Below are 12,059 nucleotides of genomic sequence, written 5' to 3' on the forward strand. Positions count from 1 at the left end.
CGATCGAGCGCGGCAGCGACCGCCGGCACCGACGAGATGCCGGACGCCGAAGGTCAGGGGCCGCCGCCGCGCCTTCGGGGTGCCGGCGCTTCGTCGCGCACCCCGTTCGCACCGGTCAACGGCGCACCCGGTAGCGCAGGTGCAGCACCCGGTCGCCCCGGATCACCACGTCCGGGTCCTCCAACAGGTGCTGCGCGCGGACCGATCCGAAGTAGCGCTTGCCGGAGCCGAGCACGACCGGGACGACGTCCATGCGCACCTCGTCGACCAGGCCGGCGGCGAGCACCTGGCCGCCCACGTCACCGGCGGCGACCTCGACCACGCGGTCGCCGGCGAGGTCCTGGGCCCGGGCCACGGCGGCCTCGACGCCGTCGACGAAGTGGAACGGCGCCTCGGGGTCCCAGCCCTCCGGCGCCGGCCGGTGCGTCACGACCACCACGTGGTCGACCCCGCCCGGAGGTGTCCCGTCCCAGCCGTCCGTGATGTCGAAGACGTGGCGGCCGACGACCGTCGCCCCGATCCCGTCCCAGTACGGCCGGGTGTAGTCATAGGAGGGGCGCGACACCTTCAGCACGCCGCTCGCGTCCAACGGGACGTCCCCGTTGGACAACCAGTCGAACAGCGGTCCGGGCTGGTCGTGCTCGTCGGCGACGAAGCCGTCCACCGACACCGAGCTGTACATGACCACCTTGCCCACAGGGCCCTCCTTCGCTTGGATGCCCCAAGCTAGTGGCCCGCGAGCCGTCGCTCTTGTAGGAAATCACCCGACCGGCAGGGGCCAGCCGTCCAGCACGTGGCCGGGGTGCTCGCGCAGGAACCGCCGCCGGACCTCGAGGTACCGGGTCGGCGTGAGCCCGGTGAACGCCCGGAACTCGTGGCCGAAGTGGGCCTGGTCGAAGTAGCCCGCGCCACCGGCGAGGTCGGCCCAGTCGACCGGTCCGGCGGGGTCGATGGCGAACACGGCGGCGGCGAAGCGGTAGGTGCGGGCCAGCCGCTTGGGCGTGACGCCGACGAGCTCCTTGAACCGCCGTGCGAGCTGGGTGCCGCTGACCCCGGCGGCCGCGCCCAGGTCGGCGATCGCCGTCGCCCCGGCGGTCGCCGCGATGACGCCGCTCGTGTGGCGCACCAGCCCCAGGCCGGTGGTCTCGCGCAGCCGGCGCCGCAGCTCCTCTTCGAGCAGCGCCAGCATCTCGTGCGGTCCGTCCGCCGAGGCCAGTCGGTCCCGCAGCTCGGCGACGGCGGCCCGGCCCCAGACCTGCTCCACGGTCACCGGCCGGTCGCACAGCTCGGCCACGGGCATCGGCAGGAACGCCGCGGGCCCCCACGGCTTGAAGTGCACGCCGACGGACCGGGTCCCGGGCGGGTAGCCGAACTCCACCGCGCGGGTGGGCGTGGTGACCACGCAGCCGTCGGCGTACTCGGTCGTCGCGATGTCGGTGCCGGCGCGGATGCGGAACGGTGGCCCGAGGTTGACGATGAGCAACGCCGCCGGCATCGGGGGCAGCGTCAGCCGGGCGTACGGCGGCGTGCCCGCCAGGTAGTAGAGGTCGTCGATCAGCCCGTCCAGCGGCGGTCGCGGCACTCTGGACACGTACTCCACGCCCACAGCATCGCCCACGCCCCGCGGGCGCCGCGCGCCGACCTCCGCACCCTCGCCCGCCGCCTCAGGGAAGGTCGCTATCCCTCCCGGCACGACCCGGTCACCTGGGGTCACGGCCCCTGCGCCACCCCGTCCACCGGGAACCGCACCGACACCCGCCCCTCCTGCCGGTCGATCCACGCGGTCAGCGCGTCGGCCCGCCGGGTCGGCCGCCAGGACTGCACGATGGCCAACCGGCGGCCGCGTTGGCGGACCAGCCTGGTGAAGAACTCCGCCAGCCGCACGCCGTCGAACGGGTCGCGTCCGGCCAGGAACAGCACCGTGCCCCGCGCCGACACCGCGTACAGCACGTGACCGCCGGGCACCGCGCCGGCCGGCTGCGACTGCGGCCCGGTCAGCCGGTGCGCGGGCGCGTGGTGCACCCACAACGCCTCCACGCCCGCGGGCAGGGACGGTCGGCCGCCGGGCCGTTGGAGCAGCACGGACTCGGCGAGCACACCCCACCGGATCAGGTAGTTGCGCGCCGTCGTGACCGACAGGGCGATCCCGAACCGGCTGTTGACCAGCTCCACCACGGCCTGGTTCGTCCACAGCCAGTACCCGAGCCCGACCTGTTCCGGGCCGCACGTCGTCACGATCCGGATCGTCCACAGCTGCTGCGCGTAGGACAGGGCGAGCTGCTCGCCCCTCCGCCTGCCCCTCCTCCTGCTCTGCAACGCCTCCTCGCCCCTGCTGCGGTACTCGCGGTGCCAGGTGCTGATCGTCTGCCGCGACACCCCGAACACCCGCGCGACCTCCGCCCGGGTGACACCCGACTCGACCGCGGCGATGGCGCGGCGGCGCAGGGCCTCCAGCGCGTCGGGTGGCAGTCTGCGCGCGTCCTGAGGGGACATGAGGTCACCATCCGTTCGTCCGACCACCGCGGTCAGGCGATGGTCACGGGAACCCGCACGATGGCCTCGTCGACATCGGATGTGCGAATGGCCAACGACATCTCCCACCGTCCGGATACGGGCAGCGACAGCGCGTCGGAGATGTAATGTCCCGCCACACCGCCGTAACGCAACGGCACCGTCATCGGCCCCGGTGACCGCTCGGCGTGGCTCAAGGTCGCGCGCACCTCGGCGACCTGCCTCGGCTGCCCCCGCTCGTCCAGCACGGCCACGTGCACCTCGCTGCCCCCGGACGCGCCGGGTGCCACCAGCGCCGCGACCTTGCCGCGCCCGGCCGCACCGCCGGCGTCGAAGTCGGCCACGACGGGCTCGCCGGGCGCGGTCTGCGCCACGGCGACCTGCTCCACCTCGGCGGGATCCGTGGTGACCAGCACCGCCGTCAGCGCGAGCACCAGCGTCGCGATGCCCGCCTCCGCCGCCACGACCGCGCCGAAGCGCCGCACCGGCCCGGCACCGGGTCCGCGGGCCACCCGCCGCCGATCCGACACCGTGACGACGGGGAAGCCGTAGTGGCGCCGCACCCAGCGGCGGGCCGCCGCGCCGAGCACCAGGAGCACGACCACCAGCGCGAGCTTGCCCAGCAGCACCCGCCCGTACGGCGTGCCGACCAGGGCCGACGGGCCGTCCACGAGCCGCCACGACTGGAACGCGCCGGTCACGACCAGCACGAGCACCGACACCAGCGCCACCCGGGAGAACCGCGGCACCGCCACGCGCATCCCGGGCACGTCGTCGGACCGCACCACGACGGCCGCGACCACGACCAGGCCGCCCAGCCACACGGCCATCGCGGTGAGGTGCACCGCGTCCGTCACCAGGGACAGGCCGACCAGGCTGCCCGCCGCGCTGTGCGACGCGGCGCTCCACGTGAACGCGAGCAGGCACGTCACCCCCAACACCACGGCGGCACGACGGCCGCGTTGCACCTCCACGCGGCCCCGGCGCAGGAACCACAGCAGCGCGAACCCCACCAACCCCAGCACCAGCAGACGGGCCACCACCATCACGCCCAGCCGCGTGCCGATCGTGTCCGCGACCAGCGAAGGGTCCAGCGCGGCGGTGATCGGCCGGGACGTGGCGTAAGGCCCGTAGAACAGCAGCACCAGGGCGGTGGCCGCCACCGAAACCCACCACCCGCTCACCAGCAGCACGCGGACCCGCCGCCCGGCCGCGGCGGCGGCCTGGCACCACGCGACGAAGAACACCGCGCCGCCCAGCAGCGCGAACCCGGCGAAGGACAACCACCGGGACGTGCCGTAGGCGGCCACCGCGAACCCGTCCGCCTCGACCGCCGCCCCCGGCGCCGAGGTCGACGGCCGACCCACGCTGAACACGAACGCGCCACGGGCCGGGTGCGTGTCCGCCGACGTGACCTGCCAGTTCACCGTGTAGCTGCCGTCGGACAGCACCCTCGGCAAGGCCACCGACAGCACCTGCGGCCTGCCCTCGGCGTGCGCCGGCGCGGCGGTGCCGATCGCGTCGCCGGCCGGCCCGACGAGCCGCACCGTGGCCAGGCCCAGGTCCACGGGCTCGCTGAAGGTCAACGACACCTCGGCGGGTGAGGTGTCGAGCACCGCCCACCCGGCCGGGCTGGTCGAGACGACGGCGGCGTGCGCCCGGGCGACACCGGGCCCGCCGGGGAACGACAGCAGCACCGGCACCAGCGCCAAGGCGAACACGAGGCACGCGCGCACGAAGTGGTTCACCGCTCTTCCTCTCACCAGGGTGACGGGGGTGGGCGCGGGGTCGACGGCCGTCGAAGGACCGTCGACCCCGCGTGGTCAGACCCGTGCGGGCTCGTTCCCGGTCGACGTGGTCCGGTCGGCTCCCTCACCGGACGCGCGCACCCCGGGACCCGCCGCGCGGGCCGCCCCGCCGTCCGCCGGCGGGGCCGACCGCCGACGGCCGACCACGACCAGGGCGATCGCGGCCAGACCGGCCAGCAGCCCCGCGCCGCCGAGCACCCGGCCGAGCGCGTCCACGTCCGAGTCGGGCGCGACCGGCGTCGGCGCGGGCGCGGCGACCACCGACAGCGTCGGGGCCGGGTGCTCCGGCCGGGACTCGCCCTCCCGCTCGACGTCGATCCACCGGACCACCTCGCCGCTGGAGTAGGTCTGCACCGCCTTGAACACCAGCTTCGTGTCCGCGGCGGGCAGCGGGCCCAGCGAGACCGGGAACTCCTGGAACTGGCCGGGCAGCACCGTCCCGCCCTCCCAGACCACGGTCGTGACGGCCTCGGTCACCGTGTGCCCGCCCACCTGCGCGGGCGGGTCCACCTTCACCTTGCTCGTGGTCGCCGTCCACCCGGGAACCGGTTGCACGGACGCGGAAGCGAACCGGTGGTCGGTCGGGAAGGACACCTCCACCCGGGTCGTCGAGGCGTCGTCGCGCTCGTTCGGCACGCGGAACACCACGCGGGCGTAGCCACCGGGTTGCGCGGTGCCCGGCGAGACGGTGACGTGGGCCGACGCGACGGGCGTCGACAGGACCGTGACGGCGGCGGAGGCGAACGCCGCCAGGACGAGGGTGAGCGCGGCGCGCCGCGGGGAGCCGGACATGGTTTTCCCTTCACCGGTTTGGGTTGCGTCGGGCTGGTGGGTGGCCACGGGTCAGCCGCCCAGGGGCAGCGGGAGGCCGACGGCGGGCGGGTCGACGTTGACGATGGACACCAGCCCCGCCATCCCGTGGTGGGTCTCCGAGTGGGAGAAGATGTGGCAGTGGATCATCCACTTGCCGACCCTCGTCGGTGTCCAGACGATGTCGTAGGTCTGCCCGACCCCGACCAGCAGCGTGTCCATCTGCTGCGGTGACGGCAGCCGCCTGCCGTCCTGCGCCACCAGGTCGAAGTGCCCGAGGTGCAGGTGGATCGGGTGGATCATCTCGGGGCCGGCGCCGATCAGCCGGATGCGCACCCGCTCGCCCACCCGGGCCCGCAGCGGCGCGGTGGCCGGGAAACCCTTGCCGTTGAACACGAAGCCCAGCGGGCCGTCGCCGATGATCAGCCGGTAGTCGCGGTCCGACGCGATGTCGCCGAACCTCGGCACCACCTCCAGCGAGCCGTACAGGCCCTTGCCCTCCTGGTCGCCGTGCATGTGCGAGTGGTACCAGTGGGTGCCGGTGCTGATGGCCTTCCACTGGTAGGTGAAGCTCTGCCCCGGCTCGACCTCCGGCTGGGTCAGGCCCGGCACGCCGTCCTGGTCGTTGGGCAGGTCCATGCCGTGCCAGTGCAGGGAAGTGGGCTCCGGCAGGTCGTTCTGCAGCACGAAGCGCACGGTGTCGCCCTCGTTGATCCGGATCACCGGTCCGGGCACGATCCCGTTGTAGGCGAACGCCTCGCGGACGTTGCCGGGGGAGACCTCCCAGTTGACCGGCGCCGCCCGCAGGGTGAACACCTTGACCCCGCTGACGACCTCGTAGGGCGCGAGCCGCGTCCCGTCGCCGAGGTCGTCGCCCGCCGCGGCCGGCGGCACCGGGTCCGCGACCGGCGTCCGCGTCGGCGTCGGCGTGCCGGACGCCGTCACGCCCACCACGACGGCGGTCAGCGTGAGCAGGAAGACCATCAGGACCGGCAGGGCTCTGCGCCGTCCGCGCGTGCGGGGCGCGTCTGTCGTGAACATCTCTTCGCTTGCCAGCTCGGTGGACATGGGCCGCCTTCCGCAGGGCAGCGCGGGGCCGGGAAGCCGTCGGCGGGACGGCTCCCCGACCACGCGGTGGGGTTTGTCAGCAATCGGTGGCGAAGGTGAGCGGGTGCCGCTGACGGCAGGTCAGCAGGTCGTTCACCGGGTTGCTGGGCACCTTCTGCACCCAGCCCTCGTAGACCAGCGGCACGGCCAGCACGCCCATGCCTCCCATGCCCACGTGGTCCACGACCTGGTCGTCGGTCGCGGTGGTGGGGGTCGGGTCGAGCACCATCTTGCCGACCACGGCGGCGTCGGCCGGGTTGCCGTCACCGTTCGGGTCGATGTCGACCACGGCCAGCGTGTTGGCGAACTTGCTGGAGACGTAGGCGTAGTAGCCGCCACCCCGCTTCGCGCCGTAGTTGATGCCGTGGCAACCGGAGTCGCACGGCAACCACTTGACGATCTCGTCGGTCTTCGGGTCGATGACGGTGATGTTGGACGACAGCGTGTTCGCCACGAGCAGCGCGTTGCCGTCCGGGCTCACGGGCAGCTGGATCGGCAGACCGCCGTAGGAGCCGCGCTCGCCCGCCACCGGGTCGTAGTTGCGCCACAGGTCGATCTGCTTGTTGTGCACCGTGGCGCCGCCGTCCTTGCAGGCGTTCTCCTTGAGCGAGATGCACGAGACCGTGCCGCCCATGAAGTTCGCCTCGTACGCCTTCGCGCCGTCGGGCGTGATGCCGGTCGCGATGGGCAGTTCGCCGGTGGCCTCCTTCCGGATCGAGCCCGACGCGATGTCCACGATGGTCGAGTCGTAGCTGTTGACGTTCGGCGTGACCATGGTCTTGCCGTCACCGGTCATCCAGTGGGCGTGCGGGTTCGCGACCTTCTCGCCCGGACCCTGCACCGGGATGCGGCGGTCGATCTTCGTCGCGCCCGGCGACAGCTCGACCACCGACGCGCCGCCGTTGAGCGCGACGTGCAACTGGTCGGTGTCGGTCCTCGTCATCACGTGCGACGGGTCGGGCCCGACCTCGATCTGCCGCACGAACCGGCCCGTCGCCCGCTCGAAGACGTCGAGCTTGTTGCCGAACCACTCGGTTTGGTAGATGTACTTCTCGTCCTTGTCGGTCCACATGTTGTGCGGGTTGTTCATGTTGATCCCGGGCAGCGCCACCTTGCGGTCCACGGTCCACGAGCTGACGTCGACCTTGGTCGCGGTGCCCGACTTGGTCTTGCCCGCCGTCTTCTCCATCTGCGTGTCGACCCAGACCTCGCCCACGCCGGGTGTGCCGGGGCGCTGGTTCAACGCGGGCAGAGTCTTCGGCGTGTTGAACTTGCTCTTGAAGTAGGCGTCGAGGATCGGCACGAGCTGTGGGTTGCCGTTCGAGTCGTGCATCAGGATGGGCGCGGGCGGGAACGTCGGGTTCCAGGTCCGCGCCTCGGTGTTGCTGAACTTCTGCCAGTTGTTCGGCGAGGTGATGTTGAAGAACTTCTGCACCAGCTGGGCGATGATGTCGGCGTCCGACGGGACGTTGAGCGCCCGGCTGTTGACCTTGAGCTTCTTGCCGAAGTCGAGGCCAGGGGTCAACGGGTCGTCCACGACGACCGCGCCCAGCATGTACGGGTGGATCTTGCAGACGAACGCGTAGAGCCCCGGTTCGGTGAGCTGCGCGGTGGTGCTGCCCACGAACGCGCCGGGCTGGTCGAACGGGAAGCCCGCCGCGTTCTCCGGCCAGATCAGGTTCGTGATGGTGTGCGCCGACTCCGCGGCCGGGGCCGAGATGTCGAAGTTCACCGTCACGGGCAGGCTGATCGTGGTCGTCTGCACGTACTTCTGGACGTCGGCGAGCACCTTCATCAGCTCCACGCCGACCGGCAGGTCGAGCAGCGCGGTCTTGGCGTTGGCCGGGCGCGCCGCCATCTGCTGGGACAACTGGCTGATCAGCGCGTTCGCCCTGATCAAGCGCAGGTCCAGAGGTGGCAGCACCTTCCCCAGCGCGGTGCGCAGGTTGTCGAGCCCGAGCAGTTGCGCCGGGTCGACGCCCAGGCTGGAGATCAGCGTCGAGCCGGTGTTGAACGGCAGCTGCGTCAGTTGGGACAGGTCACCGTTGAGCAGGTCGCTCGCGGCCGAGCCGAGCAGCGCCCCGTTGCCCAGCAGCGGCAGGCCGTTGAGCGGCAGGCCCGGGAGCAGCCCGCCGGTCTTGACCCTGGGCAGTTCGGCCACGGCCAGGGACCGCGTGCCGAACAGGTTGAGGTTCGTGTCGTACCAGGAGCCCTGGGCGTCGGTGAGGTGGAACGACACCGGGATCGGCCCGACGCCGACCGGCAGGCCACCCGAGCCGGTGGTCGTGGTCGGCGCCGGCGCCTGCGTGGTGGTGGTCGTCGTGGGCGCGGTCGCGGTGGTCGTGGTGGTGGTCGTGGTCGTGGTCGGGCCCGTGGTGGTGGTCGTGGGCGTCGTGCCGCCGACCACGACCGTGCCGAGCATGTCGGGGTGGAAGCGGCAGCGGTAGTTGACGGTGCCCGGGGTGGTGAAGGTGAACGAGTAGGACTCCCCGGCGTTCACGTCCGCCGACAGGGGACCGCCGGTGACGCTGTGCACGACGCCGTTGGTCTCGTCGTTGGACCACCGGACCGTGTCGCCGACGGCCACGTTCAGCGTCGGCGGGTCGTACTGGAGGTTCCGCATCGACACCGTGAACGTGGCCGCGGTGGCCGCCGGGGCGTTCATCAGGGCCCCGACCACGGTGAGCAGCAGCGCGGACCCGAGCGCGATCGCCCGTGTCCCGCGACGCCGTCTCCCTCCCGAGGAGAACATGCGTGGTACGTGTGGAGAGCGCATCGATTTCCCTTCTGGCACCTGTTACGGCACATCGGAAAACCCCCACGCACGACCACCTGCGCACCGTCGGCAGTAGCTGTAGTCGTTGCCGTGAAGGCATCTCAATACATCCACGGGCAATGTCGGCGCGATTGCGCGAACGTTAACGGTCGGTCAACTGGCTCGCACCCAACGATGTTCGGTGATGTGACCACCACCTAACTAAACACCGTGGCCGAACGAATGCACGACACCTGGAGTTAGCTGCGCGTATCCGCAAAACAGCAGGTCAAGTCGTGTGCGTTGCCGCTCTCGCGAGCTGTCTGGTGACATCTATTTACTGTGCCAAGTTGATACCCGACGCCAGTGCGACCCGATCGTAGGCGACGAATCGTCACGTCTTTCCGGAGGGTGTTGTAAAAACGTCGACCCCTCTGCCAGCATGACGTCGGGCACTCATACCGGGACGGCCGTCACGACAATGCGCGTCCCGGTCGAGCGAGAACAGCGAGGGGATATGTCTTCCTCCACGAGCACGCGCAATCGCGGTCGACTGATTTCCCCGGCGGCCGGGCCGCGCCGTCGGAAGGGCCGGCTCGTCGTGCTGGCCGCGGTGGTCGTCACCGGGGGCATGGTCGTCCGCGCGGTCACCGACGAGGGGGACCCGCCCCCCGCCCCGTCCGGTCACGTGGTCGTCTACGAGGTCACCGGGCCGGGCGGCAGGTCGCCCGAGATCAGGTTCACCGGGGAAGGGGTGAACAGCAGCGAGAAGGTCGAGGCCGTCGACCTGCCGTGGCGGCGGGAGCTGACCATCCCGGCCGGCCCGGGTCTCGGCGTGGCGCAGGTGATGGCGGCCAACGGCCAGGGTGAGTCGATCTCGTGCACCATCACCGTGGACGGCCATGTCGTCGCCAACAACACCGCCGACGGCGAGTTCACCACCGTGTCGTGCTCGAACATGATCACCCCGGTCGGCTCCAACAGGTGACCGGCGGGTGCGGATCGTCGCGATCCGCACCCGCCGGGGTCGTCGTCCCGCCGGGTCAGCCGGCGCGCTCGACGGATCCTGTGTGGACGGTGGCCGGGTCGGCCGCGGTGATCACCCGCCGACCTTCAGGGACTCGACGGCACGAGCCAGGCTGGCCGCGCCGTGACCGGCTGCGACCTGCCGGTCGATCAGGTCCTTGAGCGGGACCAGGGTGGTGGCGGGGACGCCCTGCGCCTGGCTCGCCCGGATGATCGTGGCCAGCCCGGACTGGTTCATCGCCAGGCTGGAGTCCTTGGTGGAGTAGTCCTCCTCGTCGATCTCCCGCGCGAACGTGGACAGTGCCGGGAACAGGCCCGTCAACCAGGACACCAGCTTCGGGGTCAGGTCGGCCGCCTCGATCCCGGCGGCCCGCGCCATCGCGGCGGCGTGCAGGAAACCGCTGATCGTGCCGTACATGCCGGCGAGGACGGCCACGTCGTAGCCCGACGCCAGGCCCGGCTCCGCACCGAGGAACGTGCCCCGGCCGAGGATCCCCAGCCGGTCCCGCCACCGCTCGTGGACGGCCGCGGAACCGCTGTAGCTCAGCGACGACCCGGCCGTGCCGATCGTCTCCGGCACCGCGTAGACGGCACCGTGGAGGTACTCCGCACCCTGCTCCCGCGCCCAGGCGGCCAACTCCCGCGCGTCCTCCGGCGCACCGGACGTGAGGTTCACCAGCGCACGCCCGCGAACCGCCTCGGCCGCACCGGTCAGCACCTCCCGCGCCGCCGGGGCGTCCAGCAGCGTGACCAGCACCAGTTCGCCCGCGGCGATCGCCTCGGCCGCCGTGCCCGCCACCACCGCCCCGCGCTCCGCGAGCGGCCGCGCCCTGGCCGCGGACCGGTTCCAGACCGCCGTCGGGTGTCCGTCGCGCAGGAACGCCTCGGCCACCACGCGCCCGAGGTTGCCCAGCCCGATGACGGTGACCGGCTCGCGGTCTGTCCTCGTTGTGTTCATGGCACCAGGTTCGCCGGCGCGGGCCGGCGCCACCAGTGACGGTGATGACCCGTGCCACCAAATTCCTGCCATACGATGTGGACCATGAGCGCCGGTTCTGTCGCCCTCGTCGTGCCCGACGCGATCGGCGTCCTCGACCTGTACGAGCTGAGCATCCCCGCCACCGTGTTCGGCATGCCCCAACCCGACCTCGCCGACCCCTGGTACGACCTGTGGCTGTGCGGGCTCGGGGAACCGGCGCAGGCGTCCCTGCCCGGGTTCGCGCTGCGCGGCGGGCACGGGATGGACGACCTCGCGCACGCGGACACGGTCATCGTCGCCTGGGTGCCGGACGAGGTCGTCTACGACGACGCGCCCGTGCCGCCCGAGCTGGTCACCGCACTGCGCCGGGCACACGACGCCGGGGCCAGGATGGTGTCGCTGTGCGCGGGCGCGTTCGCGCTCGCCGAGGCCGGGTTGCTCGACGGGCGGCGGGCCACCGCGCACTGGATGCACGCGGGCCGGCTGGCCGAGCGCTACCCGAAGGTCGAAGTGGACGACTCGGTGCTCTACGTGGACGACGGCGACGTGCTCACCAGCGCCGGCATGACCGCCGCGCTCGACCTCTGCCTGCACCTGGTCCGCCACGACCTCGGCGCGCACGTGGCCAACCAGCTCGCCCGCCGGCTGGTGGTGCCGACCCACCGCCCGGGCGCGCAGTCGCAGGTCGTCGACCTGTCGGTGCCCGCCACCGACGACCAGGGCCTGGCACGGGTGCTCGACTGGGCGCGCGCCCACCTCGACCAGCCGCTGACGATCGACGACCTGGCCCGGCGTGCCGCCGTGAGCCCGCGCACGCTCTACCGGCGACTCCAGGCGGCCACCGGCACCACGCCGCTGCGGTGGCTGCTGAACCAGCGCCTGGCCAGGGCGCAGACCCTGCTCGAGGCGACCGACCTCGCCGTGGACCGGGTCGCGGAGCTCAGCGGCCTCGGCACGGCGAACAACCTGCGCCACCACTTCCTCAAGCAGGTCGGGATCTCACCGAGCGACTACCGCCGCACCTTCCCCCGCCGCCCGCAACCGACCGCGGGCTCCTGACGTC

At 72.1% G+C, this 12,059-nt stretch carries 10 protein-coding genes; 2 read left to right on the top strand and 8 right to left on the bottom strand.

Annotation, left to right across the window (positions count from 1 at the left end):
- Nucleotides 1-115 precede the first annotated feature (115 nt).
- The 7 genes from LZG04_RS31225 to LZG04_RS31255 form a co-directional block, all read right to left on the bottom strand.
- Entirely contained in the window at nucleotides 116-697 is a 582-nt protein-coding gene (locus LZG04_RS31225; protein ID WP_233823683.1) for a dihydrofolate reductase family protein, read from the bottom strand.
- Nucleotides 698-760: 63 nt separating this feature from the next.
- Nucleotides 761-1,582: a helix-turn-helix domain-containing protein gene (locus LZG04_RS31230; protein WP_233823762.1), complete on the bottom strand. Its 822-nt coding sequence runs from the start codon at nucleotides 1,580-1,582 to the stop codon at nucleotides 761-763.
- A 128-nt stretch (nucleotides 1,583-1,710) separates the two neighbouring features.
- On the bottom strand, nucleotides 1,711-2,493 hold the full coding sequence (locus LZG04_RS31235) for a helix-turn-helix domain-containing protein (RefSeq protein WP_233823685.1): 783 nt from the start codon (nucleotides 2,491-2,493) through the stop codon (nucleotides 1,711-1,713).
- A 32-nt stretch (nucleotides 2,494-2,525) separates the two neighbouring features.
- Nucleotides 2,526-4,259: a copper resistance protein CopC gene (locus LZG04_RS31240; RefSeq protein WP_233823687.1), complete on the bottom strand. Its 1,734-nt coding sequence runs from the start codon at nucleotides 4,257-4,259 to the stop codon at nucleotides 2,526-2,528.
- Nucleotides 4,260-4,334: 75 nt separating this feature from the next.
- Nucleotides 4,335-5,111, bottom strand: coding sequence for a YcnI family protein (locus tag LZG04_RS31245; RefSeq protein WP_233823689.1), 777 nt, complete (start codon nucleotides 5,109-5,111; stop codon nucleotides 4,335-4,337).
- A gap of 51 nt (nucleotides 5,112-5,162) precedes the next feature.
- Complete coding sequence (locus tag LZG04_RS31250; RefSeq protein ID WP_233823691.1) at nucleotides 5,163-6,197, bottom strand: multicopper oxidase family protein; 1,035 nt, start codon at nucleotides 6,195-6,197, stop codon at nucleotides 5,163-5,165.
- 76 nt (nucleotides 6,198-6,273) lie between these two features.
- Nucleotides 6,274-9,012, bottom strand: coding sequence for a cupredoxin domain-containing protein (locus LZG04_RS31255; RefSeq protein ID WP_267938400.1), 2,739 nt, complete (start codon nucleotides 9,010-9,012; stop codon nucleotides 6,274-6,276).
- Nucleotides 9,013-9,592: 580 nt separating this feature from the next.
- Between LZG04_RS31255 and LZG04_RS31260 the strand changes: the two genes are divergently transcribed.
- Nucleotides 9,593-9,979, top strand: coding sequence for an MmpS family transport accessory protein (locus LZG04_RS31260; protein ID WP_233823696.1), 387 nt, complete (start codon nucleotides 9,593-9,595; stop codon nucleotides 9,977-9,979).
- Nucleotides 9,980-10,090: 111 nt separating this feature from the next.
- Here the strand turns inward: LZG04_RS31260 and LZG04_RS31265 are convergent, their stop codons facing one another.
- The gene (locus tag LZG04_RS31265) at nucleotides 10,091-10,975 is read right to left on the bottom strand and encodes an NAD(P)-dependent oxidoreductase (protein ID WP_233823699.1); all 885 of its coding nucleotides are present in this window, start codon (nucleotides 10,973-10,975) and stop codon (nucleotides 10,091-10,093) included.
- Between the two features lie 84 nt (nucleotides 10,976-11,059).
- On the opposite strand from LZG04_RS31265, the gene LZG04_RS31270 reads away from it, so the two are divergent.
- A complete protein-coding gene (locus tag LZG04_RS31270; protein WP_374202929.1) occupies nucleotides 11,060-12,055 on the top strand; it encodes a GlxA family transcriptional regulator in 996 nt (331 codons plus the stop codon).
- Nucleotides 12,056-12,059: the final 4 nt, after the last annotated feature.

It is taken from the genome of Saccharothrix sp. S26, assembly GCF_021390395.1.
Taxonomy (GTDB): Bacteria; Actinomycetota; Actinomycetes; order Mycobacteriales; family Pseudonocardiaceae; genus Actinosynnema.

Coding starts and splice junctions, on each gene's coding strand:
- LZG04_RS31235 (WP_233823685.1), bottom strand. CDS start 2,493: ATGTCCCCTCAGGACGCGCGCAGACTGCCACCCGACGCGCTGGAGGCC.
- LZG04_RS31245 (WP_233823689.1), bottom strand. CDS start 5,111: ATGTCCGGCTCCCCGCGGCGCGCCGCGCTCACCCTCGTCCTGGCGGCG.
- LZG04_RS31250 (WP_233823691.1), bottom strand. CDS start 6,197: ATGTCCACCGAGCTGGCAAGCGAAGAGATGTTCACGACAGACGCGCCC.
- LZG04_RS31255 (WP_267938400.1), bottom strand. CDS start 9,012: ATGCGCTCTCCACACGTACCACGCATGTTCTCCTCGGGAGGGAGACGG.
- LZG04_RS31265 (WP_233823699.1), bottom strand. CDS start 10,975: ATGAACACAACGAGGACAGACCGCGAGCCGGTCACCGTCATCGGGCTG.
- LZG04_RS31270 (WP_374202929.1), top strand. CDS start 11,060: ATGAGCGCCGGTTCTGTCGCCCTCGTCGTGCCCGACGCGATCGGCGTC.